Raw genomic sequence first — 24,097 nt, 5'->3', positions numbered from 1 at the left:
GGCGGGGTGCCGGCCATGGCTATAGATCTAGCTCGCAAAATCGCCAACCAAGCCGATGAGGCGGACGAGCGATATAAGGCCGCCGCGTTCGTCAAGCGGTCGATCAACAAGGTCTTCCCGACGCATTGGTCGTTCCTCCTCGGCGAGATCGCCCTCTACAGCTTCATCATCCTGCTGCTGTCGGGCGTCTACCTGACGCTGTTCTTCGACCCGTCCATGACGGAGGTCGTCTACAACGGCTCGTATCAGCCGATGCGCGGGGTGACCATGTCGCGGGCGTACGAGACGGCGCTCAACCTCTCCTTCGAGGTCCGCGGCGGTCTGTTCGTGCGGCAGGTCCATCACTGGGCGGCCCTGCTGTTCGCGACGTCGATCATCGTGCATCTGTTCCGCATCTTCTTCACCGGCGCGTTCCGCAAGCCGCGTGAGGCGAACTGGGTACTCGGCTCGTTGCTGCTGATCCTGGCGATGTTCGAGGGCTTCTTCGGCTACTCGCTGCCCGACGACCTGCTGTCGGGCACCGGCCTGCGCGCCGCGTTCTCCGGCATCACGATCTCGATCCCGATCATCGGCACCTGGATGCACTGGCTGATGTTCGGCGGCGACTTCCCGGGCGACATCATCATCCCGCGCTTGTATGTGGCACACGTGCTGTTGTTCCCCGGCATCATCCTGGCACTGATCGCCGCCCACGTGGCGCTGGTGTGGTACCAGAAGCACACCCAGTTCCCCGGCCCCGGCCGCACGGAGAACAACGTGGTGGGCGCCCGGATCGTGCCGGTGTTCGCCGCCGACCAGGGCGCGTACTTCGCCTTCACCCTCGGCATCGTCGGCCTCATGGGCGGCATCTTCCAGATCAACCCGATCTGGAATCTCGGTCCGTACAACCCCTCGCAGGTCTCAGCGGGTTCGCAGCCGGACTTCTACATGATGTGGACCGACGGCATGGCGCGGTTGATGCCACCGTGGGAGCTGTATCTGGGCCGCTACACGGTGCCCGCGGTGTTCTGGGTCGCCGTGATCATGGGGTTGGTCTTCGTCGTGCTCACCGCTTACCCCTGGATCGAGAAGCGGCTGACCGGCGACACCAGCGCGCACCACAACCTGTTGCAGCGCCCCCGCGACGTGCCCGTTCGCACGGCGATCGGCGCGATGGCCATCGCCTTCTACACGGTGCTCACGCTGTCGTGCGTCAACGACATCATCGCGTACAAGTTCCACATCTCCCTCAACGCGACGACCTGGGCCGGACGCATCGGCCTTCTGCTCGCGCCCCCGATCGCCTACTTCCTGGCCTACCGCATCTGCCTCGGCCTGCAGCGCAGCGACCGCACGGTGCTCGAGCACGGTGTGGAGACCGGTGTGATCAAGCGCCTGCCGCACGGTGAGTACATCGAGGTGCACCAGCCGCTGGGCCCGGTGGACCGGCACGGTCACCCGGTTCCGCTGGAGTACCAGGGCGCGCCCGTACCGAAGAAGATGAGCAAGCTCGGTGCGGCCGGCAAGCCGGGTACCGGCAGCTTCTTGCGCGCGGATCCCCGGGACGAGAGCGCGAAGCACTTCGAGATCGAGCACGAAGAGGAACGCAAGCAGCTCGCGGTGCTGCGCAAAGTCCAGGAACGGGCGAACGGCGACGGAAATGGTTCCGCCCACTGAACATTCGACACGGCGCGCAACCTGTCCGAAAAACCGCGAAGGCCCCGAGTCCATACGACCCGGGGCCCGCTTTGCCTTGTTCAGGCGATTCCGAAGCAGTTCAGCCGCACCGGAACGCTCCCGTCGAGACCCCCCCTAGGAATGCATCCCACTCGCCCGGCGCAAACGCCAAGACCGGTCCACGTCCACTGTCCTTGGTGTCACGAACGGCGACACGGCCGTCGACGAGAAAAGCGACTTCCACACAAGCTCCATCCGGACCACTGTATGTGCTCTTGCGCCATACAGCGCCCGTCCAACCAACCTCCACGGTACTAGCTCCTTTGCTGCGTCGAGAGCGAGATTTCTCCTGACATCGTTCCAGCTAGCATCGGTACCCGACTGAAAGTCGAATCCCGTGGTGCACCCTTTGCCGGAGCCCACTTCCCGGTGCGTCTATATCGCACATCGAGTTCGAGAGGAAATTAACCTCGCACGGGGCCCGTCCCCGCGCGGTAACACTAGCAGGTCCCTCGAAAGTTTGCCCGGCTCTTGCCTATTCAATCATCGCAACTACACACGTTTGCGAAGCAGCAGAGTTGCGGGAACATTGCCGACCCTTGGTATTCATTCCAAACACTGGCGTACCACAATGTTTTTAGCGGATGTGATTGCTCTGTTATCGGCGGCAATTCACCCGGGGGCGCGGGCCCGCGTCGACGGACGCACAGCGGCCGTGCATGATGGAGCCTATGGTCGAACGCGATCGAGACGACGCAGGTCGCGCCCGTAATGCCCGTCCGCGCGACCGCCTCGGGCGTCCGCTGCCCGCGGGCAGCACCGGAGTTGCCCGAATTCCGGACGATCTCGATCTTCCACCCCAGCAAACCTTGACCTTCGCCCAGCAACTGCTGGACGAGGGACTTGCATTCAATGCACACGAGGTTTTAGAGGCCGCATGGAAGAACGGACCGTTCGCCGAGCGGATGCTGTGGCAGGCGCTCGCGCAGTTCGCTGTCGGACTAACACACATACAGCGCGGAAATCCGAAGGGGGCGCGTACACTGCTCGCCCGCGCGGTGTCGCGGTTGACGGCATACCGAACCGACGGCGGGGAGGCGCCCTACGATATCGACCTTCCCGGATTGGTCGCCCACGCCGAGGCCCTGCTCGCCACACTCGAGGCGGGCGGCGAACCGGCGGACGCCGACCTGCGGCCGCGTCTGCGCGGCTGATCGGCTCGCTTCTACCATGGCCGACGTGCGCATCTCATCGTCCACCAGGCGAGCCCGTGACTGAGCCGGGTGCGGGCCGGTATGCGCCGAGCCCGTCCGGAGACCTGCACCTGGGCAATCTCCGCACCGCACTGCTGGCTTGGGCGTTCGCCCGGTCCACCGGCCGCCGCTTCCTGCTCCGGATCGATGACCTGGACCGGGTGCGTCCCGGTGCGGAGCAGCGGCAACTCGACGATCTCGCGGCGATCGGCGTCGATTGGGACGGGCCCGTAGTACGCCAGTCCGATCGACTGCCGCAGTACGAAGCGGCCATCGAACGCCTCACCGCCGCCGGCCTGACCTACGAATGCTTCTGCACGCGAAGAGAAATACAGAAAGCCGCGACGGCGCCGCACGGACCCATGGGCGCTTACCCCGGTACCTGCCGCACCCTGATCCCCTTGGAGCGTGAGCGGCTGCGCGCACAGGGCCGCCCGGCCGCACTGCGCCTGCGCGCCAAGGCCACCGAGTTCGAGGTGTACGACGAGCTGCACGGTCGCTACCGGGGCCCGATCGATGACGTGGTGCTGCGGCGCGGCGACGGCGTTCCCGCCTACAACCTCGCCGTCGTGGTGGACGATGCCGCGCAGGGCATCGACCAGGTGGTCCGCGGCGACGATCTGCTGCCGTCGACCCCGCGGCAGGCATACCTCGCGACGCTGCTCGATCTGCCTGTGCCGCACTACGCCCACGTGCCGCTGGTGCTCAACACGGAAGGGCGGCGGCTGGCGAAACGGGATGGGGCGGTGACACTCCGCGAACGATTGGCGCTCGGCAACACGCCGGAGGAAGTAGTCTCGGCACTGGCCGCTTCGCTCGGCTTCAGCGCGACATCGTCGTCCGAGCTACTCGAGCGTTTCGACACCCGGCGGCTACCCCGTGAACCGTCGGTATTCGACGTGGACGGGTTGTTGCGAAGCAGCCCATGTCCGTAACGTACGCATCGTCCAACTACTGATCAATCGACGAGGACAAACAACTATGACAAGCGGTGGGTACGACCCCAACCAGTATCCGCAGGGCGGGCAGCCGTACGGGCAGCCGTACCCACAGGGGGGCGACCAGTACGGACAGCAGCCCCAATACGGCCAGCAGCAGCCCCAGTACGGCCAGCAGCCGCAGTACGGGCAGCAGCCCCAATACGGCCAGCAGCAGCCGCAGTACGGCCAGCAGCCCCAGTACGGCCAGCAGCCGCAGTACGGGCAGGAGCCGTTCGGCCAGTACCCGCAGCAGCCGGGTTTCAACAACTACGGCGGCCAGCCGGGCGACCTCGGCACTCGTATCGGTGCGCGTGTCATCGACGCGCTCATCCTCTACATCCCGTACATCATCCTGTACACCCTGGTCAACAACTCGCTGGGCCTGACCATCGGCCTCAGCGTGGTGTGGACCCTGGTCCAGGTCGGCTACTTCGTCGGCATGGAGACCTCGCAGGGCACCACGCTCGGTAAGAAGATCCTCGGTCTGAAGGTGCTCGCTCCGGGCGGCGCCGCGAAGATCGAACCCGTTACCTCGCTGAAGCGCAACATCTTCGTCGCGGCCAACATCATCCCGTGCGTCGGCGGCCTCGTCTCGCTCGTTCTGGCGATCTACATCATGGTCACCATCTCGCAGGACCCGAACAAGCAGGGCTGGCACGACAAGTTCGCCGGCGGCACCCAGGTCGTGAAGGCCTGATCCGCCGCGGCGGGCACGAACACACAGGGGCGCACCCAATCGGGTGCGCCCCTGATGTTTTCGCCGAACCGCGCCGCTACGCGCTGGTCGTCCCCGCGATGATCACGACGACGAACCACAAGATGGCGAGCACGATCGCGCCGACGCCGATCCAGATGCCCGCGAGCGCCATACCGCGCCCCTCCTGGCCGTTCTGCTTGATCTGGTTCAACGCGATCACGCCGAGGATGATGCCGACGATCGAGCCGAGCCCGCAGGTGACGAACCCGACCAGCGACGAGATCAGCGCACCGATCGCCATGCCATTGGTGCCCTGCGACGGGACCCCGTAGGGCTGGTACGGAGTCTGGTAGCCGTATTGCGGCTGCCCGTACGGCTGCGCGGGCGGCTGGTAGGACGGGTACTGCGGCTGCGGAGGCGGCGTCATCGGCTGCGCGGACGACTGCACCGGGTACTGCGGCGCCGACGGGTAGCCCGACGGCTGCTGCCCCTGGCTCGGATACTGCGGGACCGAATTCTGTCCCCCGGACTCCGGCGACACGCCTTGGCCGCCGTACTGCTTCCACCACTCGTCGGAGTCCCCGGGATTCGTCATGGCTACAGGGTATTCCACAACCTGGTTGGATGATGCGGGTGAGTGAGTCGAAAACCACGCAAGAGCACGGCGGGCCTGGGCGCCCCGCGGACCACGCGGCATTTGCCCAGGTAGCGCGGGGGTACTACGCACCGATCGTGGCCCTGTTCACGGCAACCCTGATCATTTCCAACATCTGCGCCACAAAGGGGGTGGAGTTCTTCGGCGACCGGTCGGTGTCGCTCGGGCCGCTGCAAATCCTTCCGATCGCCACCGACGGCGCCTTCTTCCTGTTCCCGCTCGCCTACATCCTCGGCGATGTGCTGAGCGAGGTGTACGGCTTCCGCGCCACCCGGCGCGCCATCTACTACGGCTTCGCCATCCTGCTGCTGACGGTCGTGTGCTTCGCCATCGCGATCCGGTTGCCTGCCGCGAGCTTCTACGAGAACCAAGAGGCGTTCCGCACCGTCCTCGGGACGACGCCGCGCCTGGTCGCCGCGGGCCTGGCCGGGTACTTCGTCGGCCAGCTGCTGAATTCCGCGACGTTGGTGCTGATCAAGGAACGGACGAAGGAAAGGTATCTGTGGGCCAGGCTGATCGGGTCGACCATCGTCGGCGAGCTCGCCGACACGCTGATCTTCTGCTCGATCGCCGCGGGCGCCATCGGCATCGATACCTGGCAGCAGTTCGTGAACTACGTGATCGTCGGCTTCATCTGGAAGACCCTCTGCGAGGTGTTCGTGCTCCCGATCACATACCGGGTGATCGCGTTGCTCAAGAAGCACGAACCGAGTTACGCGCCTACCCGAGCGGATCCGTTGCACACCTGACGAAGTTCCCGGCGACACCCCAGAGGGCGCGGGCCGCACGAGACGATCGAAGACGCTGTCGAGCCACCGATCATCCGTTCGGGCCGCGCCCTCCCTTACTTTTCCAGCGGCCCAGCGTTTCCGCTTTGTGCTCGTCGAAGTAGCCGCCCTCGATGCTGTGGCGGATGCGGTCGACCAGGCGAACCGTGAACCGCTCGTTGTGAATCGTGCACAGCGTGGCCGCGAGCATCTCCTTGGCCTTGAACAGGTGATGGATGTAGGCGCGCGTGTAGTTGGCGCAGGTGTAGCAGTCGCAGTGCTCGTCGATGGGGGTGAAATCCCGGCGAAAGCGGCTGGTGTTGATGTTGAACCGACCGGTGTCGACGTAGATCGCGGCGTTGCGGGCGACCCGGGACGGATTCACGCAGTCGAAGGTGTCCGCGCCGTTCTCGATGGCGGTGAAGATGTCCTCCGGCTCGCTGATGCCCAACATGTGGCGCGGTTTGTCCTCGGGCAGCTCGTCGCAGCACCACCCGACGATGGCGCCCAGGTTGTGCTTCTCCAGCGCGCCGCCGATGCCGTAGCCGTCGAATCCCGTTCCGGCATTTCCACGAATCGATTCGAGACCGCGGCATGCCTTCCTGCGCAGGTCCTCGTACTGAGCGCCCTGGATGACGGCGAACAGCGCCTGATACGGACGGTGCGTGCGCGCCGCGGTCAGCCGCTCGTGCTCGTCGATGCAGCACTGCGCCCACTCATGTGTGCGCTGCACCGATCGTTCCTGGTAGGCACGGGTGTTGAGCAGCGTGGTCAATTCGTCGAAAGCGAACATGATGTCGGCGCCGAGCTGGTGCTGGATGCCCATCGAGACCTCGGGCGTGAACCGGTGCACGGAGCCGTCGAGGTGGGAGCGGAAGGTGACGCCGTCGTCGTCGACGGTGGCCAAGCGCTCCTTGCCCGGCGCGATCACGTCGTCGCTGCGCACGTCGACCGCCTCCATCGCGAGCACCTTCTTGAAGCCGACGCCCAGCGACATCACCTGGAACCCGCCGCTGTCGGTGAAGGTCGGACCCGGCCAGTTCATGAACGCGCCGAGCCCGCCCGCCTCGTCCACGATGTCGGCGCCCGGCTGCAAGTAGAGGTGGTAGGCGTTCGCCAGCAGCGCTTGGGCGCCGAGTTCCCGCATGGTCTCCGGCAGCACCGCTTTGACCGTCGCCTTGGTGCCCACCGGGATGAAGGCGGGCGTGGCGATCGGCCCGTGCGGCGTGGCGATCACGCCGGATCGGCCGTGCCGCCCATCCAAGCGGGTACCGACGGCGAAAGAGAAGGATTCGGGACCGGACACCCCGCTATCCTCGCAGTTCGGTGGACGCCGCCCGAACCAGGCCACCGCTCGCCACTGGCACAGGCTCCGGTCAGTCGGACTCGCCGAGGCGCGACACCCGCTCGGTCTGCTCCTGGTGCACCCGCAGCGCGGTACGCAGGAAGTCGAGTGCGACGCGCAACTCGTCGGTGTCGAATCGCGTGAGAGCCTCGGCCCCGGCCGCCCCGACGGGCTCGAAGATCTCTCGCGCCACCTCCACGGCACGCGTGGTGCCCTCGACCAGTATCCGCCGTCGATTGCCGGGATCTGGTGCGCGCGAGACGAATCCGGCCCGCACCAACCGGTCGACGACGGTGGTGGTGGCAGCGGGACTCAGTCGCAGCGCGGCGCTGAGCTCCCCCGCCGCCAACGGCCCACGACCCAGCACGATGTCCAGACAGCGCAGGTCGGTGCGGTTCAGTCCCAGACGCACGGCCGCGGCCTCGTCGAAGGCGTCGAAGCTCTGCTGTAGCAGCCGCAACTCCTGCGCGATCGCATCGATCAGTTCATCTTTCGACATTCGAAACTTTCGCCTATCGTACATTTCGACGATCGAATCTTAGCATCGAAAGGTACGACCCATGGACGCGACACTCGATCAGCGCCGCACCGACGATCTCGCCCTGCGCAGCTTGTTCGACAACCTCATGCAGGCCTGGACCGACAACGACGCCGCCGCTTACGCGGCCCTGTTCACCGACGACTCCGACTACGTCTCCTACGACGGCACCCGAGCCACCGGGCGCAGCGAGCACCAGGCCAACCACGACAAGCTCTTTCGCGGCGTCCTGGCCGGTTCGGCACTGGTCGGCGAGCTCGAGTCGATCCGCTTCGTCAGTCCGGACGCGGCGATCGTGCACGGCACGGCATCGGTGCTGATGCCATGGCGTTCTCGCCTGCCCGAGCGTCGCCGGTCCCGTCAGACACTGGTGACCGTTCGCACCGCCCAGGGCTGGAAGATCACCGCACTCCACAACGGCCGCGTCCGCCCGGTCCGCATCCCGGAGCCGGACTCCTTCCCATCGAGAATGTCCCAGCTCATGACCCGCCTGGCCCGCCGCCTCGGCCTCGGCGCGCGACGCTCGTGAGTGCTCGATCTCCGAGGTCGAGTGCTCGGCCGGGAGGTGAATGGCCGTGCGGACGAGCGGATGTGTTGCCGGCAAGGGGCGGACCGACCCTGAACGCCCTTGCCGGGCAACGCCGCAAACGATCGGCGGGCCGCAGCCTGCCGATCGTTTGGCGTGCCTAGCGTGTTGTCATCGAGTGACCAACGAGCGCAGGGCGAGGATGGAGTCGCGGCGCTCGTAGGCGATCCAGGCGAAGATCCCCGACAGCACCAGCGGGAAGGGCGCGTAGGCCGGCATATCGGTCAGGAAGAGGTTGGTCGCCGCGGCCAGCAGGGTGAGGACCGACAGGCCGACCGCGGCCGGTCCGCTCAGGCGCCGCACGAGCAGGCCGATACCGCCCGCGATCTCGCAGGCCCCCACGAAGTACATGAACCAGGGCGAGCCGATACCGGCCTCACGCATCGCCGCCATGTTCTCCTCGGGAACCATGTCGAGCACCTTCGGCAAGCCCGAGGCGACGATGAAGAACAGGCCCAGGAAGATCTGCAGTCCCCACAGGACCCGGTTGCGGACTTTGCCGGGGCGCACGGCGGTGTCGGTGGTCGCGGCGGCGATGGTGGTCATTGGTCGTTCCTCCAGGGTCGGTCGCGCTGTCCGGTAGCGCGTTCACCTGATAGGACGGCGGCACTCGCGCGGATTCATCGGTCCCGGCGAATAATTTCTCCGCTGCGCCTTTTCCCGCACGTAGGACCTGCGACGACGGTGTGGGCGACCAGCTCCCGCCGTGCACGACGCGCCCAGCGGACGGCCGCGGAGCCGGGAAGGCGGCCCGGCGTTGTCGGCGGTGGCCGCCGGGTTCACCAGGCCCATGCACCGCAACACCAGGTTTCGAGCGAAGCGAGACCGAGCATCCGCCGTTCGCGGCCCGGCTCGCGTTTGCGCGGCCGCCGCGTCCGCGGTGCAGTCGCGGCCGATTTACACAGCTCCCGCGAACTGGGCGTTGTACAGCCGGTAGTACGCCCCGCGCTCCTCGAGCAGGCGTTCGTGCGAGCCGTGTTCGACGATCCGGCCCGCTTCCATGACGACGATCAGGTCGGCGTCGCGGATGGTGGACAGGCGGTGGGCGATGACGAAACTGGTCCGGTCGCGGCGCAGGGCGGCGGTGGCGTGCTGCACCAGCAGCTCGGTGCGGGTGTCCACCGAGCTGGTCGCCTCGTCCAGGATCAGGATGGACGGTTTGGCGAGGAACGCGCGCGCGATGGTGATCAGCTGTTTCTCGCCCGCGCTGACGCCCGAGCCCTCCTCGTCGATGACGGTGTCGTAGCCGTCGGGCAGCGCGTGCACGAAGCGGTCGACGTAGGCGGCGCGCGCCGCGGCGAGGATCTCCTCTTCGCTCGCGTTCGGGCTGCCGTAGGCGATGTTATCCCGGATGGTGCCCTTGAACAGCCAGGTGTCCTGCAACACCATGCCGATGCGTGAGCGCAGGTGGTCGCGGGTGATCTCGGTGATGTCGACGTCGTCGATGGTGATCGTGCCCGCGTCCAGTTCGTAGAACCGCATGAGCAGGTTCACCAGCGTGGTCTTGCCCGCGCCGGTGGGGCCGACGATGGCGACCACGTGTCCCGGCTCCGCCACCAGGGACAGCCGCTCGATCACCGGCTTGTCGGGTTCGTAGCGGAACGAGACGGCCTCGAACTCCACCCGGCCGCGGTCGACGGGGCGCGCGTCGGCCATCACCGGGTCGGGACTCTGCTCCTCGGCGTCGAGGATCTCGAAGATCCGCTCGGCCGAGGCGACACCGGATTGCAGCAGGTTGGCCATCGCGCCGAGCTGGGTCAGCGGCTGGCTGAACTGACGGGAGTACTGGATGAACGCCTGCACCTCGCCGAGCGAGAGGCTGCCCGTGGCCACCTTCAGCCCGCCGACCAGCGCGACCAGCACGAAGTTCACGTTCCCCAGGAACATGATCGCGGGCATGATCAGGCCCGAGATGAACTGCGCTTTGAAGCTGGCCTGATAGAGCTGCTCGTTGCGCTGGTCGAATTCCTTGCCGACCTCGCGGTTGCGGCCGAACGCGGTGACCACCTCGTGCCCGGTGTACGCCTCCTCGACCTGGGCGTTGACCAGGCCGGTGTACTTCCACTGGTCCACGAAGTGCGGCTTGGACCGCTTCGCGATCTGCGCGGTGACCACGACGGCGGCGGGCACGGTGAGCAATGCGATCACCGCGAGCTGCCAGGAGATCCAGAACATCATGACCAGGATGCCGAGCACCGAGAACACCGAGACCAGCAGTTGGCTCATGGTCTGCTGCAGGCTCTGCGAGACGTTGTCGACGTCGTTGGTCACACGGCTGAGCACGTCACCGCGCGGCGCGGAGTCGAAGTAGCGCAACGGAAGCCGATGGATCTTGTCCTCGACCTCGCTGCGCAGCCGCTTCACCGTCCGGTTGATCACGATGTTGAGCAGGTACGCCTGCAGCCACCCGAAGACGGCGGCGCCGATGTACAGCACCAGCACCAGGGCGAGCACCCGTCCGACCGCGCCGAAGTCCACCCCTACCCCGGGCACCACATCCATGGCGCCGAGCATGTCGGCGAACGTGTTGTCGCCCTTGGCCCGCAGGGCTTCGATCGCCTGGTCCTTGGACACACCGGGCGGCAGCTGCTTGCCGACCACGCCGTCGAAGACCAGGTTCGTCGCCTTGCCAAGGATGTACGGGCCGATGGTGTTCAGCACCACCGAGACGATGACGAGCGCGACGATCAGCGCCACCTGCAACCGCTCCGGCGCGAGCCTGCGCAGCAATCGCTTCAGCGAGGGCACGAACGACTTCGCCTTGGTGCCCGGCGCACCGGGCGTGGGCATTCCGGGTCTCATCGCGCCTCCTCGGCACTCAGTTGCGACTCGACGATCTCCCGGTACTCCGAGCAATCCCGCAGGAGCTGCTCATGGGTGCCGATGCCCGCCATCGCGCCGTCCTCCAGCACCACGATCTGATCCGCGTCCCGGATGGTGGCGATGCGCTGCGCGACGATGAGGACCGAGGCGTCCGCGGTCTCCGGCTTCAGCGCCTCGCGCAGCCTCGCGTCGGTCGCCACGTCCAGCGCGGAGAACGAGTCGTCGAACAGATACACCCGCGGCTTCTTCACCAGCGCCCGGGCGATGGCCAACCGCTGGCGTTGACCTCCGGAAACGGTGGTGCCGCCCTGGGCGACCGGGGTCTGCAGCCCCTCCGGCATCTCCCGGACGAAGTCGGCGGCCTGCGCGATTTCCAGCGCGCGCCACAGTTCCTCGTCGGTGGCGTGCGGGTTGCCGTAGCGCAGGTTGCTCGCGACCGTGCCGGAGAAGAGGTACGCCTTCTGCGGGACGAGGCCGATCTGCGAGCGCAACACCTCCAAGTCGATGTGGCGCACGTCGGTGCCGCCGACGTAGACGGCGCCGTCGGTGACGTCCATCAGCCGAGGGATCAGGTTGATCAGCGTGGTCTTCCCCGCGCCGGTGGAGCCGACGATCGCGGTGGTGGTGCCCGGGCGCACCTGGAACCGGATGGCTTTCAGCACCGGTTTCTCCGCGCCGGGGAAAGCGAACTCGGCGAACCGGAAGTCGACGACGGCCGGGTCGTCGGTGAACGGCTGCGGCAGGCGCGGCGGGTGCACCGAGGACTCGGTGTCGAACACCTCGCCGATCCGGTCGGCCGAGACCGCGGCGCGCGGCGCCATCATGGCCAGGAACGAGGCCATCATCACGGCCATGAGGATCTGCATGATGTAGGACAACATCGCGGTGAGCGAACCGATCTGCATGTGCCCCGCGTCGATCGCGCGTCCGCCGAACCAGATCACCGCGACCGCGGTCACATTGCTGATCAGCATGACCGTGGGGAACATCAGCGCCATCAACCGGCCGACCCGCAGCGCGGTGTCGGTGAGTTCGGTGTTGGCCAGGCCGAACCGCCAGATCTCCTGCCGCTCTCGCACGAAGGCTCGCACCACCCGGATACCGGTGATCTGCTCGCGCAGTACCCGATTCACCTCGTCGATCCTGGCCTGCATGTCGCGGAAGCCGGGCACCATCCTGGAGATCAGCACGGCCATGGACAAGCCGAGCGCGGGCACCGCGATCAGCAGCAGCCAGGACAGGCCGAGATCCTCACGCAACGCCATGATGATGCCGCCAACGCACATGATCGGCGCCATCACCAGGATGGTCGCCGACATCACGATGAGCAGCTGAACCTGCTGAATGTCGTTGGTATTGCGGGTGATCAACGAGGGCGCGCCGAACATCCCCACTTCGCGTGCGGAGAACGTGCCGACGCGGTGCAGCAGCCCGCCGCGCAGATCGCGGCCCGCGCCCATGGCCGCCTGCGCGCCGAGATAGACCGACGCGGCCGAGGCGACGATCTGCACGCCGGTGACCGCGAGCATCCACAAGCCGGTGGTCCAGATGTAGCCGAGATCACCTTTGGTGACGCCGTTGTCGATCAGGTCCGCGTTCAGGCTCGGCAGATACAGCATCGCGATCACGGAAATCAGCTGCAACACAACGACCCCCGCCAGCTGGGCGCGGTACGGGTACAGATGCGTGCGGAGCAGTCGGATCAGCATGATGAATCGCAGGCTACCGGCTGGCGGCGCGATACGCCGTGGACATTTCTGACCTGCATGAATGCTCTCCCGTCGGGGTGTGCGGAGCTAACGGCGCGCCCAGGCGCCGGGGTCTTCGGTCAGCGCGTCGACGAACCCGGGCAGCCGGTCGCTCGCGATATCGGCGATGGTGACGTTCTCCAGCACCGCGCGAATATTGACCCGCAGCGCGATCCACACCCGCTGCAACGGCTCGGCCGCACCGGCGTAGTGGACGTCCTCCGGTCGCGCGCCGCGCACCGACGCGAGCGGACCCTCGATCGCGCGGATCACGTCGGCGATGGAGATGTCGGCGGCGGGCCTGGCCAGCCAATAGCCGCCGTCCGGGCCGCGCCTGCTGATCACGAGTTCCGCGCGGCGCAATTCGCCGAGCACGGACTCCAGCACCTTGGGCGGAATCCGCTGGGCGGTGGCGATCGCCTCGGCCTTGACCACCGGCGCGGCCTGCACGACGGGTGCGCCGAGCCCGCCCACGGAGTGGTCCAGCCGCGGCGCACTGGCGATCTCGAGCAGCGTCCGCACCGCGTAATCGACCTTCGCGGTGATGTGCACAGCGGCGACTCCTGGCATCGGGGGGGATGGCTCGAATCTACGCGCCGCCGCCTGCGAGCACGCAGGTCGCGGCGTTCAGCAGTGACGATTCCACCAGCGAGTCGTCCGCACCAGGCACGAGTTCCTTGGACACCAGCGCCACACCGATCACCTCGAGCGCGGCGCAGGCGCGCAGTTGCGCCTCCTCGGTGGCGTCCGGCCCGGCCAGCCACTCGCGCAGCGCCTTGCTGGTGTTCTTCAGATCGGGGTAGCGGTCGGCCATGGCGTTGATGATGGCGACCGTGTCGCGCACGACCAGCGCCCCGGCGTCACGGTGATGGATCAGGCCGCGCAGATAGGTCCCCAGGACCTGGCGAATGCTCTCGGCGTTGTGCGGCATCCGGTCGAGATCGTCCACCACCGAACGCATGTGATCGACGATCGGATCGATGATCGCCAGTAGCAGATCGAGCTTCGACGCGTAGTGATAGTAGAGCGACGCCTTTGTGATTCCCACCGCATCCGCGACCTCGCGCAGGCTCGTCTGCTCGAATCCTTTGGCTCCGAACAGCTTCACCGCGGCGTCCCGAATCGCGATTTTAGTGCCTCCACCTGCGGCTACAGCGCCGGGTGTGTCACGCACAGCCATTCGATGATCCTCTCATCACCTTCGCACCGAGCGAAGGTCGCACGCAGAATAGAGGTTGTACCTCCGCTTAGACCCTGGGTAGTCTACCTACCGCACGGTAGGCAGAAAGCGTCAGTGGAGGCGGAGGCAGGCAGGGCACCTCCGCGAGTGCTGTCTACACGCGGAACCAGCACGATCCCAGTCATCGCTAGGAGTAACCACTCGTGTCCGTTTACCTGTACAGATGGGGGAAGTTCGCCTTCCGCCGGAAATGGATAGTGCTTCCCGTCTGGCTCATCTTGTTCGTGCTCCTCGGTGGCCTGGGGTCCCAGCTCAGCAAGCCGATGAGCAACGACTTCAGCATGCCGAACCTGCCCTCCGAGCGTGCCAACGAAATCCTCGACAAGCACTTCCCCGGCGCTTCCGCCGCGTTCAAATTCGACGCGGTCACCGGCACCTACGTCGCCGCCGCGCCGGAGGGGCAGAAGCTGACCGATCCGGCGAACCGTGCGGCGCTGGAGGCGTTCATCGCCAAGCTCGGCCAGCTCGACATCGTCGACCACAGCAAGCCCGTCACCAACCCGGTGGAAGCCACCGAGAAGATGGGCTGCCTGAGCAATCCCGACCCCGCGCAGTGCAGTGGCGCCCCGCTGAACGTGCTCAGCAAGACCGCGCCCGCGACCGTCGCGGTGATCAATGTCCCGTTCACGATCGCGAAGTTCACCGACGTGACCGACGCCCACCGCGAAGCTGCCTACGATGTCGCCGCCGACGCGCGCAACGCCGGGCTGACGGTCGAGATGAGCGGCTCGATCGCGCAGAAGCAGGAAGCGCCCAGCGGCAAGTCCGAGATGATCGGCATGGCCGTCGCGCTGGTCGTGATGGTCGTCGCGTTCGGCGCCATCGTCGCGGCGTTCGTCCCGATCGTCACCGCGATCGTCGGCCTCGGCGCGGCCACCTCGCTGATCATGCTCGGCACCTCGGTGATCGAGATTCCCAGCTTCACCACCTTCCTCGCCTCGATGATCGGCATCGCGCTGTCCATCGACTACGCGCTGTTCATCGTGTCCAGGTACAAGCACGAACTCGTGGTGCAGGATTCGCCGGAAGAGGCCGCGGGCATCGCGCTCGGCACGGCCGGTTCCGCCGTGGTGTTCGCCGGTCTGACCGTCATCATCGCGCTCGCGGGCCTGAGCATCGTCGGTGTCCAGTTCATGACGTTCATGGGCCTGGGCGGTGCGATCGCCGCCGGTTTCGCGGTGCTCACCGCGATCACGCTGATGCCTGCGCTGATCGGCGCGTTCGGACGCTTCCTGTTCAAGCCGAAGCTGCCGGTGGTCGCCCAGCACGATCCCGAGGACGAGAACTCGGTCACCAACGGCATGCGTTTCGGCCGCCTGATCGGCCGCGCGCCGTGGGCCGCGCTGATCCTGAGCATCGTGGTGCTCGGCGCGCTCGCCGCCCCCGCGGCCGGCCTCAACCTGGGCCTGCCCGGCGAGGACAGCATGCCGAAGACCTCCACCATCAGGAAGGCCTACGAGCTGCGGACCGAAGGCTTCGGCGAAGGCAGCAACGGCGTGCTGAACGTGGTCGCCGACCTGAGCGCCGTCCCCGCCGAGAACCGGGACGCCGCAGTGAAGGCGCTGCGCGACAAGCTCGCGTCCTACCCCGACATGGACTACGTGACCGAGCCGCAGTTCAGCCAGGACCAGCAGGGCGCGATGTTGAACGGCGTGCCGAAGTCCGGGCCCAACAACCAGGCCACCAAGGACCTGGTGCGCGACGCCAGGGAGGCCGAAGGCCAGCTGAAGGCCGAGTACGGCATCGAGTACGGCATCACCGGCACCACCGCGATCTACGCCGACGTCGACCACGTGCTGCTCAGCAAGATCGTGCCCTACCTGGCGATCGTGGCGGGCGCGGCGTTCGTCCTGCTGATCCTGGTGTTCCGGTCGATCCTGGTGCCGCTCACCGCGGCGCTCGGGTTCCTGCTGTCGATGGCGGCGACCTTCGGCGCGACCGTGCTGATCTTCCAGGAGGGCAAGCTCGGCCTGATCGAGGATCCGCATCCGCTGGTCAGCTTCATGCCGATCATGCTGATCGGCCTGGTGTTCGGCCTCGCGATGGACTACCAGGTCTTCCTGGTGACCCGGATGCGCGAGGAGTTCGTGCACGGCAAGTCGGCCAAGGAGGCGGTGGTCGCCGGTTACCACCACGGCGCGCGCGTGGTGACCTCGGCGGCGATCATCATGATCTCGGTGTTCGGTTCCTTCCTGCTGGAGACCGACGTGACGGCGAAGTCGTTCGGTTTCGCCCTGGCGGCAGGCGTGCTGCTGGACGCGTTCATCGTCCGCATGGTGCTGATTCCGTCGCTGCTGGTGCTGATGGGCAAGTGGTCGTGGTGGATGCCGAAGTGGCTCGACCGCATCCTGCCCGACATCGACGTCGAGGGCTCGAAGCTGCGTGAGTTGCAGCGGCGTTCCGCCGAGACGGCGAAGGTGCCGGTCGGCGTCAGCTGAACCGAAAGCCCACGACTCGGCCCCCGCATCCGGACTAAGGATGCGGGGGCCGAGTGCGTCTCACCCGCTCGGTTGCGGCAGTTCGCAGTCGCCGACCTTGGGATTCACGCCGACGTAGTTGAGCGGGCCCGCGAGGGCGGTGAGACCGATCGTGCCCCAGCCTGCGCAGTTCAGCGGGGGGCCGCTGTCGAAGTAATGCCGCTGACCGGCCGCGAGTAACCCGACCACCAGCCAGGCCAGCATCAGGAACCCGAGCAGCCGGGAGCCTGCGCCGGGGCCGCGCCCGGCACGCGCACGACGTTCGAAATCACGCTCACGACGTCCGTAATCGCGCATCTCATCGGTTCCTTCCGTGCTCCCCGTCGAGGGGGGATACCCGGACACACCGACAGCTATCCAACAAATCCGTGTATGTGGCGGCACTTCGCATGATCAGCAAATATTTAGTTCACTGCCGAGGATCATGGCTCGCACGGCGGACGAAAAGGACGGCCGGGTGGCGTACCACCCGGCCGTCCGACTCACTCGATCGAGTTACGGGCTGGGTTGCGGGACATTGCAATCCGCGACCTTCGGGTTGACGCCCATGTAGTTGAGCGGTCCCGCGATCACCGTGACGGCGATCGTGCCGAAACCGGCGCAGTTGACCGGCCCGCTGTCGAAATAGTGCCGTTGTGCTGCGGCGACCACGCCGATCAGCAACCAGATCAAGACGATTACACTTCCGATTCTCATGTTTCTCTCGCGCATCGTTCCCGCGCGGATTGTCCGACGGCGCATCTGGCATCGCGTCCTTCCCGCACTTGCGTATCGGGCGTATACCCGCGATCACGTCGGTTACCCGTCGTGAAACGGACAATTTTCGCCCCGCTCCGGCGGAGGCGTCGGCTGGTAGCTTCGATGGCATGGCAGCGCTGTTCCAGTGGATGATCCCCGGCTGGGTGATCCTGCTCGTGCTGGTGGCCGTCTACGAGCTGACCGTGAACAAACGCCGCAGGCGCCGCCGCACCCCGATCTCCGGCACGTTCACCGACGAGTTCACCGCGCTGTTCTACTCGACCAAGCGCATGGAGCTCGACCACCGCGAATCGGTGTCGATGATGCGCGACGAGCAGGAGCAGGGCGCGCCGCCGCTGATCGGGGTCGACCTGGCGGGTCGCAAGGTCGTGTTGCGCAGGGACAGCAGCGAGTAGCGCTGCGCGCCCTTGATTCTCAGCGAAGGCGACCGTCGTCGGACAGAATGACGCTCATGCGTGGCTCGATGAGTGAGAAATGGCAGCGATTCGGCGAGCACCTCGAGTCCGCCCCGGGGCGGCTGCCGAGCCGCGTGCGCCGGGCACTGAAAGCCAGAGCCGCCGGGACGGTGGACTCCGGCCAAGACGTGCCGGCGGAACTCGCCGCCTTCGCCGACCTGGTGGCCGACCGGTCCTATCGGGTCACCGAGCAGGAGATCGCGGCGCTGAAAGCGGCCGGGCACAGTGACGACGAGATCTTCGAGGCGACCGCGGCCGCCGCATACGGCGCGGCCGACCGGCGCCTGCGCGCCGCGCGCCTGGCTTGGGAGGGGAACTGAGATGTGGCTCGAGGCGGTGCGATCCGGCCACGACCGGCCGACCAAGCTCGTGTTGTGGACCATGCGGCGGTTCAGCGGCGTAGAGGTTCCCGCCGTGCTCAAAGTGCTGTTCTACCGGCACAGGTTCTTCGGATCGCCGCTGTCGGAGTTGATCCAGGACATCATGCGCGGACCGTCGTACTGGACCGTCGCCGAACGGGAGATCTTCGCGACGCACACCTCGCAGGCCAACGAGTGCCCGTTCTGCGCCACCTCGCACGAGGCGATCGCGGGCGCCTACATCGACGCCGACGTGGTGACCCGAGCGTTGGCCGACGGCGCGGATTCCCCGCTGCGTCCCGAGGCGCGCGTCATGCTCGGCTTTCTCGCGAAGATGGCTCGTGATCCCGGTGGGTTGACCGCCGAGGACGCCGCGGTGGTCCGGCTGGCGGGTGTCTCCCGGGAAGCGTTCGACGAGGCCGTCTGGGTCGGCACCTGCTTCAACGTGATCAACCGGATGATGAACACGGTCGGAGCGGGCCCGCTGGAAGACGGGCAGCGCAGCGTGAGCGCCCGCTTCATCAAACTCGCCGGCTACCGCATGCCGCCTCCGGTGACATTGTTCTCGCGCGGCGTCTGACCGTATTTCACCCGATCCGCTCGCGTGCCGGGTCGATATGTGTTTTCCTCGAATGGTGAGCCAAGTCCACTTGGGGCACATTTTCCACATCGCCGGGAGTCCCGCTACCGGTGATGCGGCCGACGCGTTGGCCGACCTGCCGGACGGTGCTCTGATAATCGGAGAAAGCGGCCGGATAGTGTTCTGCGGACCGCGCTCCGATATCCCGGCCGAGCATCGTGCCGGAGAGGTGTGCGATCATCGTCCAGGATTCCTGCTTCCCGGATTCGTCGACACGCATATTCACTTCCCACAGACCTTCGCGGGAGATGCCTACGGCGGCGGCCAGCTGCTGGAGTGGCTCGAATTGTGTATGTACCCCGCAGAATCCCGTTATGACGATCCAGAATTCGCGCTATCGGCGGCCACCGAGTTCTGTGCACGGCGCATCGCCGCGGGGACCACGGCGGCGATGGTCTTCGGCTCGGCGTTCCCGCATGCGCAGGACGCCCTGTTCACCGAGACCCGGCGGCGTGGTCTGCGGATTGTCGCCGGCCGGGGAATCCAAACGACCGGAGCGGATGCGGCGGCACCGCTGATCACCACCGAAGACGACGCCATCCGATTGACGAGCGAAGAGATCGACAAATGGCATGCCGCCGACACAGGTGACGTGGACACGGCGCTGCTGCACGTGGCGGTCGTCCCGCGATTCTCGCTGGCGGTCACTCGCGCGACGCTGAGAAACCTGGGCGACCTCTATGATTCGGTACGCGAACGCGGCGTCTATTTCCACAGTCACCTCAACGAGAACAACCGCCCTGGCACCGGCGAAGTCGACGCCACCAAGCAGGCGTACGACGTGGCGACCTATCTGGACACCTACGACGGGAAGTTCCTGCCCGGGTCGGCGGTGGGCGGCAAGAGCATGCTCGGCAAGCGCACCATTCTCGCCCACTGCGTGCACTGCCAGGATGCCGAGCTGCGGCGGATGGCCGAAACCGGCACGTCGGTCGCGCACTGCCCGGTGTCGCAGCAGTTCCTCGGTTCCGGCACGATGCCGTGGAAGCGGACGCTCGCCTCCGGCGTCACGGTGGCCGCGGGCACCGATTACGGCGGCGGCGACGAATGGCTTATTCCACAGGTACTTTCCGCCGCGTTCAAAGTGCACATTTCCGAGCCTGGCGAGCAGGGCGTGTCGATGCATCCCGCGGAAATGCTGTTCACCGGCACGCTGGCCGGTGCACGTGCCTTGGATATGGAGAACCGTTTCGGGAATTTCGACGTCGGTAAGGAAGCCGATTTCATCGTGGTCGAACCGGCGCGTGTTCCAGCGCTGGAAAGCACGCTGGCATACGGCGTTCGCTCCGACGACCCCGTATTGGCCCGGGATCAGACACTGTTCGCCTTGCTGATGGGTATCCGAGAGCCCGCGATCACCGAGGTATACGTGCGCGGCCGTCGCGTCGACATCGCATAAACGTCGATGAACGCCGCGGCTACCGTAGTAACGGTCTTCCATCGACCGGAGCACGACACGGCTTTCCGGGACTGGCTGGCGCAGTTGACCGAAACCGCCCGCGCCATGCATGGATTCATATCTTCCTCCATCGCTGTGACCGAGAGCCCGCTGCTCGAACCGGGTTTCAGCGCCACATTCAGTTCCGAGCCGTTACTGCACGAATTCCTGGACTCGGGCGAACGAGCGGCCACTATGTCCGACGGTGCATCGCGCGGCTTCCATTACAAGAGCTCGGATCTGATCATCGTAGAAGGCGAGTCTCCGCCACCGGGCATCTGCGTATTCCGGCACAGCGTCGCGCGCGACAAAGAACCCGAATTCGAGGCGACGGAGGCACAGCTCGTCGCGGTGAGTTCGAGATTCCCGGGATTCGAAGGCGCCGCGCTCTTCCCGGCCGACGGAGGACGCTGGTTCTCGGTGCTCCGATTCCGCACGCAACGGCAGTTGACCGAATGGCTGACCTCGGACGAACGCGCCGCCGCCTTACCGGAATTGCGCGCGGAGCTGACCGAAGACTTCACCGTGGACGCGCACACCACACCGTTCGGCTCGACCGTGCGCACGGTCGACGGCGAGACCAGGATGACGCCGACCTGGAAGATCGCCATGCTCGTGTTGCTGGTGTTGTACCCGACGGTGATGGTGCTGTCCCGATTCCTCGGCCCGGTGCTCGATCGGCTCGGAGTGCAGCCGTGGCTGGCGTTGTGGCTCAGCCAGATCGTCAGCGTGGGCTTGATGAGCTATTTCCTCTCCCCCGCAGTCGCCCGCCGATTCCGCCGGTGGCTCGATCCGGTCGACGGCGCGAGCCCGCGGATCAGCGTCGTCGGGGCGGCGGTGGTCGTCGTGCTCTACGCGCTGACGCTGCTGCTGTTCGCCTCGGTGCGCTGGCTGCAGTACTGGGACTACGACTGATCAGGACAGGTCGAGGTGCCGGTTCATCGACATCGCCGCCTCGGCCAGATCGGCGAGCTCGACCACCGTGACGCCCGCCTCCCGCAGTTTCTCCACTCCCACGCAGTTCACCACGAACGTCGACGGCTCGCGCCACGCGATCACCACCACCGGAATACCGGCCCGCAGTATCCGGTCCGTGCACGGCAGCCGGTTCTTTGTCCCCCGCTCCGAACAGGGCTCCAGCGTGCTGTAGATCGTGGCGCGCGCCAGCCGGGGGTCGGCCGGGTCGACCTTGCGCAGCGCGGCCTCCTCGGCATGCTCCTTGGGATCGGACTCGCGAGAGTAGCCGGTGGCGATCTCCGCACCGTCGGCGACGATCACCGCACCCACCGAGAACGCGCCCTCGGCCACCGGGCACAAACGCGCGAGTTCGATGGCCCGGTTCATCCAGTAGTGGTGGTCGGGCTCGGTCACCGGTTCGATCTCCTTCGGCTCGTCCTGCGAAAGAAGAGAAAAGCCCCTCATCTGAGCGAACAGATGAGGGGCTGTGGCGGTGGCGGAGGGATTTGAACCCTCGGAGGGGGGTTACCCCTCACACGCTTTCGAGGCGTGCTCCTTAGGCCGCTCGGACACGCCACCGCCGACAACCATACCGGACCCGCGCCGGATCACTAAATCGCCTGTTGACCCGGGGTGGGCTCAGCGCTGGGCGCGGAAGAAACCGTCGAGCAAGGCCGCGCAATCGTCCGCGAGGACCCCGCCGCGTACCTGGGGCCGGTGGTTGAGACGGCGGTCACGCACCACGTCCCACAGCGAGCCGACGGCGCCGGTCTTCGGCTCCCACGCACCGAAGATCAGGCGGCCCACCCGCGCCAGCACCAGCGCACCGGCGCACATGGTGCACGGCTCCAGCGTCACGGCGAGCGTGGCGCCCTCCAGCCGCCATCCGTCGCCGTGGACGGCGGCGGCGCGGCGCAGCGCCAAGATCTCCGCGTGCGCGGTCGGATCGCCCAGTGCCTCCCGCGCGTTCGCGGCGCGCGCGAGTTCCCTTCCGGCGGAGTCGAATACCACTGCGCCGACGGGTATGTCCCGTTCCCCCGCGGCCGCCGCGGCGTCGATGGCCGCGCGGACCATGTCGGTGTCCGAGGGGAACGGGTCGTCCGGGAGAACGCCCACGTCAGCGCGGCAGCTTGTCCAGCACCGCGGCGAATTCACCGGCGAAGCCGAGACGCTGGGCGATCATGCCGAGCTGCTCGTCCGGATAGAGATCGGTCTCGGCCAGGATGACGCTCAGCACCGGTTCGGGCAGGCCGAGATCGGCGAGCACACCGAGGTCGCCCTCCTCCCACGGCTCCACGTCGTCCAGCTCATCCGGATCGATGTCGGGAATTTCCACGTTCAGGGCCTCTAGGACGTCCGCGGCGATGTCGTAATCGATCGCGGCCGTGGCGTCCGAGAGGAGCATCCGGGTCCCGCTCGGCGCGGGCCGGAGCACGATGAAGAACTCGTCGTCGATGTCGAGTAATCCGAACACCGCTCCGGAGCTGCGCAAAGCCTTCAGTTCGTTTTCCGCGGCGGACAAATCGGTGAGCGTGTCCCGGCTCAGCGGGCTGCACCGCCATTTGCCTTCTTCGCGGACAACCGCCACTGCGAACCCTTCCACGTCGTCGTAATCGTCCGACGCCGCCCTGTTCGTGCCCGAGCGCTGTGCTGCCATGGCCGCAACGGTAGTCTGCTCGAGCGGAAATGTTGAAGTCGTATGCCAATCTGTTCCGGTGACTTCGGCGAAGAAAGCACCCGTGTGCGTCCTCGGGACCGGTTTGATCGGTGGGTCGCTCTTGCGCGCGGCCGTCGCCACGGGGTACGGCAGCTGGGGGTACAACCGCTCCGCCGTGGGCGCGCAGGCCGCCCGCGCCGACGGATTCGACGTCACCGAAGACCTACCGGCCGCGCTGCGGCGAGCCGCGGAAACCGACGCGCTCGTCGTCATTGCGGTGCCGATGCCCGCGGTGGACCACATGCTCTCGGCGATCGCCGACTACGCGCCGGAGTGCGCCATCACCGATGTGGTGAGCGTGAAGGGGCCGGTCGCGGCGGCCGTGCGCAAGCACGGCCTCGCCCAGCGGTACGTCGGCGGGCATCCGATGGCCGGTACGTCCGAATCGGGCTGGGCCGCCACCGATCCCGCGTTGTTCCGCGATGCGGTGTGGGCGGTGGGCGTCGACCAGGGCACGCGGGTGGACCCGTGGACCCGCGTGGTGCGACTGGCACTGGACTGCGGCTCGGTGGTGGTACCGGTGGTGGCCGCGGAACACGACCGCGCTGTGGCCCGCATCTCCCACCTGCCGCATGTGCTGGCCGAGGCACTCGCTGTGGCCGGCGCCGCCGGAGGCGATCTCGCGCTCGGGCTCGCGGCGGGGTCGTTCCGCGACGGCACCCGCGTCGCGGGCACGGCACCCGACCTGGTTCGCGCGATCTGCGAACCGAATGCGGCGGCGCTACTGGAAGTTCTGGACGAAACACTCACCGTGCTCGGCGCGGCGCGCGATAGCCTGCGCGACAAGCAGTCCCTGGCGGATCTCGTCGAAGCCGGGCACGACGCGCGGCAACGCTACGAATCCGCGCGCCGCTGGGAGATCACCGACATCCGTCCCGGTGACTGCGATTGGCTGGAAGAGCTGCGGGCGGCGGGCGAACGCGGTGGGGTGCTCACCCGGCTGAACTGAGCGTGCGAGGACCGTCCACTCCCGGCATGCCGGAGTCGGTCCGGCCGCTGCTGATCGT

General features: G+C 66.8%; 27 protein-coding genes and 1 tRNA gene. 13 read left to right on the top strand and 15 right to left on the bottom strand.

Going from position 1 to position 24,097, the window contains the following annotated elements; translation table 11 throughout:
- Nucleotides 1-15 precede the first annotated feature (15 nt).
- Nucleotides 16-1,656: a cytochrome bc1 complex cytochrome b subunit gene (qcrB, locus tag ON21_RS01115; protein ID WP_039794424.1), complete on the top strand. Its 1,641-nt coding sequence runs from the start codon at nt 16-18 to the stop codon at nt 1,654-1,656.
- Nucleotides 1,657-1,756: 100 nt separating this feature from the next.
- On the opposite strand, the gene ON21_RS36670 is transcribed toward qcrB, so the two are convergent.
- Entirely contained in the window at nt 1,757-1,966 is a 210-nt protein-coding gene (locus ON21_RS36670; protein WP_083880336.1) for a DUF397 domain-containing protein, read from the bottom strand.
- 421 nt (nt 1,967-2,387) lie between these two features.
- Between ON21_RS36670 and ON21_RS39815 the strand changes: the two genes are divergently transcribed.
- The 3 genes from ON21_RS39815 to ON21_RS01100 are packed head-to-tail and all read left to right on the top strand — an operon-like array spanning nt 2,388 to nt 4,586.
- Complete coding sequence (locus ON21_RS39815) at nt 2,388-2,870, top strand: DUF309 domain-containing protein (RefSeq protein WP_039794423.1); 483 nt, start codon at nt 2,388-2,390, stop codon at nt 2,868-2,870.
- Between the two features lie 56 nt (nt 2,871-2,926).
- The gene (gene gluQRS / locus ON21_RS01105; RefSeq protein WP_039794421.1) at nt 2,927-3,844 is read left to right on the top strand and encodes a tRNA glutamyl-Q(34) synthetase GluQRS; all 918 of its coding nucleotides are present in this window, start codon (nt 2,927-2,929) and stop codon (nt 3,842-3,844) included.
- A gap of 46 nt (nt 3,845-3,890) precedes the next feature.
- Nucleotides 3,891-4,586, top strand: a complete 696-nt coding sequence (locus ON21_RS01100; protein WP_039794420.1) for an RDD family protein — start codon at nt 3,891-3,893, stop codon at nt 4,584-4,586.
- A gap of 76 nt (nt 4,587-4,662) precedes the next feature.
- Here ON21_RS01100 and ON21_RS01095 read toward each other — a convergent pair whose 3' ends face one another.
- Nucleotides 4,663-5,181 carry a DUF4190 domain-containing protein gene (locus tag ON21_RS01095; protein ID WP_039794452.1) on the bottom strand — a complete coding sequence of 173 codons (519 nt, stop codon included), beginning with the start codon at nt 5,179-5,181 and terminating at the stop codon, nt 4,663-4,665.
- A 29-nt stretch (nt 5,182-5,210) separates the two neighbouring features.
- On the opposite strand from ON21_RS01095, the gene ON21_RS01090 reads away from it, so the two are divergent.
- A complete protein-coding gene (locus ON21_RS01090; protein ID WP_086006335.1) occupies nt 5,211-5,990 on the top strand; it encodes a queuosine precursor transporter in 780 nt (259 codons plus the stop codon).
- 70 nt (nt 5,991-6,060) lie between these two features.
- Here the strand turns inward: ON21_RS01090 and tgt are convergent, their stop codons facing one another.
- Together tgt and ON21_RS01080 are read right to left on the bottom strand one after the other, a co-directional pair.
- Nucleotides 6,061-7,314 (bottom strand): tRNA guanosine(34) transglycosylase Tgt, encoded by a 1,254-nt coding sequence (gene tgt, locus ON21_RS01085; protein WP_039794419.1) that lies wholly within the window; start codon nt 7,312-7,314, stop codon nt 6,061-6,063.
- Nucleotides 7,315-7,384: 70 nt separating this feature from the next.
- On the bottom strand, nt 7,385-7,852 hold the full coding sequence (locus ON21_RS01080) for a MarR family winged helix-turn-helix transcriptional regulator (RefSeq protein ID WP_039794418.1): 468 nt from the start codon (nt 7,850-7,852) through the stop codon (nt 7,385-7,387).
- Between the two features lie 61 nt (nt 7,853-7,913).
- On the opposite strand from ON21_RS01080, the gene ON21_RS01075 reads away from it, so the two are divergent.
- Entirely contained in the window at nt 7,914-8,420 is a 507-nt protein-coding gene (locus ON21_RS01075; protein WP_039794417.1) for an SgcJ/EcaC family oxidoreductase, read from the top strand.
- 168 nt (nt 8,421-8,588) lie between these two features.
- On the opposite strand, the gene ON21_RS01070 is transcribed toward ON21_RS01075, so the two are convergent.
- The 5 genes from ON21_RS01070 to ON21_RS01050 form a co-directional block, all read right to left on the bottom strand.
- Complete coding sequence (locus tag ON21_RS01070) at nt 8,589-9,023, bottom strand: DoxX family protein (RefSeq protein ID WP_039794416.1); 435 nt, start codon at nt 9,021-9,023, stop codon at nt 8,589-8,591.
- 351 nt (nt 9,024-9,374) lie between these two features.
- Nucleotides 9,375-11,279: an ABC transporter ATP-binding protein gene (locus ON21_RS01065; RefSeq protein ID WP_039794414.1), complete on the bottom strand. Its 1,905-nt coding sequence runs from the start codon at nt 11,277-11,279 to the stop codon at nt 9,375-9,377.
- Nucleotides 11,276-13,009 carry an ABC transporter ATP-binding protein gene (locus ON21_RS01060; protein ID WP_039794412.1) on the bottom strand — a complete coding sequence of 578 codons (1,734 nt, stop codon included), beginning with the start codon at nt 13,007-13,009 and terminating at the stop codon, nt 11,276-11,278. Before ON21_RS01060 ends, ON21_RS01065 begins: the two co-directional genes overlap by 4 nt.
- Nucleotides 13,010-13,096: 87 nt before the next feature.
- Entirely contained in the window at nt 13,097-13,600 is a 504-nt protein-coding gene (locus ON21_RS01055) for an RrF2 family transcriptional regulator (protein ID WP_039794411.1), read from the bottom strand.
- A 37-nt stretch (nt 13,601-13,637) separates the two neighbouring features.
- Entirely contained in the window at nt 13,638-14,228 is a 591-nt protein-coding gene (locus tag ON21_RS01050) for a TetR/AcrR family transcriptional regulator (protein ID WP_039794409.1), read from the bottom strand.
- 203 nt (nt 14,229-14,431) lie between these two features.
- Between ON21_RS01050 and ON21_RS01045 the strand changes: the two genes are divergently transcribed.
- Entirely contained in the window at nt 14,432-16,726 is a 2,295-nt protein-coding gene (locus ON21_RS01045; RefSeq protein ID WP_039794408.1) for an MMPL family transporter, read from the top strand.
- Nucleotides 16,727-16,786: 60 nt separating this feature from the next.
- Here the strand turns inward: ON21_RS01045 and ON21_RS01040 are convergent, their stop codons facing one another.
- Together ON21_RS01040 and ON21_RS01035 are read right to left on the bottom strand one after the other, a co-directional pair.
- A complete protein-coding gene (locus tag ON21_RS01040; RefSeq protein ID WP_039794449.1) occupies nt 16,787-16,969 on the bottom strand; it encodes a hypothetical protein in 183 nt (60 codons plus the stop codon).
- Nucleotides 16,970-17,260: 291 nt separating this feature from the next.
- The gene (locus ON21_RS01035) at nt 17,261-17,461 is read right to left on the bottom strand and encodes a hypothetical protein (RefSeq protein ID WP_039794406.1); all 201 of its coding nucleotides are present in this window, start codon (nt 17,459-17,461) and stop codon (nt 17,261-17,263) included.
- A gap of 170 nt (nt 17,462-17,631) precedes the next feature.
- Here ON21_RS01035 and ON21_RS01030 point away from each other — a divergent pair, with 170 nt between their 5' ends.
- The 5 genes from ON21_RS01030 to ON21_RS01010 all read left to right on the top strand — a co-directional run bounded on the left by ON21_RS01030 (nt 17,632) and on the right by ON21_RS01010 (nt 21,331).
- On the top strand, nt 17,632-17,919 hold the full coding sequence (locus ON21_RS01030; protein WP_039794404.1) for a DUF6191 domain-containing protein: 288 nt from the start codon (nt 17,632-17,634) through the stop codon (nt 17,917-17,919).
- A gap of 68 nt (nt 17,920-17,987) precedes the next feature.
- A complete protein-coding gene (locus ON21_RS01025; RefSeq protein WP_157170678.1) occupies nt 17,988-18,299 on the top strand; it encodes a hypothetical protein in 312 nt (103 codons plus the stop codon).
- A gap of 1 nt (nt 18,300) precedes the next feature.
- On the top strand, nt 18,301-18,918 hold the full coding sequence (locus ON21_RS01020) for a carboxymuconolactone decarboxylase family protein (RefSeq protein ID WP_039794400.1): 618 nt from the start codon (nt 18,301-18,303) through the stop codon (nt 18,916-18,918).
- Between the two features lie 52 nt (nt 18,919-18,970).
- The gene (locus ON21_RS01015; protein ID WP_039794399.1) at nt 18,971-20,377 is read left to right on the top strand and encodes an amidohydrolase family protein; all 1,407 of its coding nucleotides are present in this window, start codon (nt 18,971-18,973) and stop codon (nt 20,375-20,377) included.
- 234 nt (nt 20,378-20,611) lie between these two features.
- The gene (locus ON21_RS01010; protein ID WP_245562405.1) at nt 20,612-21,331 is read left to right on the top strand and encodes an antibiotic biosynthesis monooxygenase; all 720 of its coding nucleotides are present in this window, start codon (nt 20,612-20,614) and stop codon (nt 21,329-21,331) included.
- On the opposite strand, the gene ON21_RS01005 is transcribed toward ON21_RS01010, so the two are convergent.
- The 4 genes from ON21_RS01005 to ON21_RS00990 form a co-directional block, all read right to left on the bottom strand.
- On the bottom strand, nt 21,332-21,787 hold the full coding sequence (locus ON21_RS01005; RefSeq protein WP_039794397.1) for a deaminase: 456 nt from the start codon (nt 21,785-21,787) through the stop codon (nt 21,332-21,334).
- Nucleotides 21,788-21,861: 74 nt separating this feature from the next.
- Nucleotides 21,862-21,952 (bottom strand) — tRNA-Ser (locus ON21_RS01000).
- 60 nt (nt 21,953-22,012) lie between these two features.
- A complete protein-coding gene (locus ON21_RS00995) occupies nt 22,013-22,447 on the bottom strand; it encodes a nucleoside deaminase (protein ID WP_039794447.1) in 435 nt (144 codons plus the stop codon).
- 43 nt (nt 22,448-22,490) lie between these two features.
- Nucleotides 22,491-23,030 carry a tRNA adenosine deaminase-associated protein gene (locus tag ON21_RS00990; RefSeq protein ID WP_039794395.1) on the bottom strand — a complete coding sequence of 180 codons (540 nt, stop codon included), beginning with the start codon at nt 23,028-23,030 and terminating at the stop codon, nt 22,491-22,493.
- Here ON21_RS00990 and ON21_RS00985 point away from each other — a divergent pair.
- Nucleotides 23,029-24,039 (top strand): prephenate dehydrogenase, encoded by a 1,011-nt coding sequence (locus ON21_RS00985; protein ID WP_051020142.1) that lies wholly within the window; start codon nt 23,029-23,031, stop codon nt 24,037-24,039. The two genes, ON21_RS00990 and ON21_RS00985, sit on opposite strands and share 2 nt — an antisense overlap.
- Nucleotides 24,040-24,097: the final 58 nt, after the last annotated feature.

Origin of the sequence: Nocardia araoensis NBRC 100135 (assembly GCF_000308435.1) — a bacterium.
Lineage (GTDB): Bacteria > Actinomycetota > Actinomycetes > Mycobacteriales > Mycobacteriaceae > Nocardia > Nocardia araoensis.
This window is presented reverse-complemented; position numbering and strand designations above follow the sequence as displayed.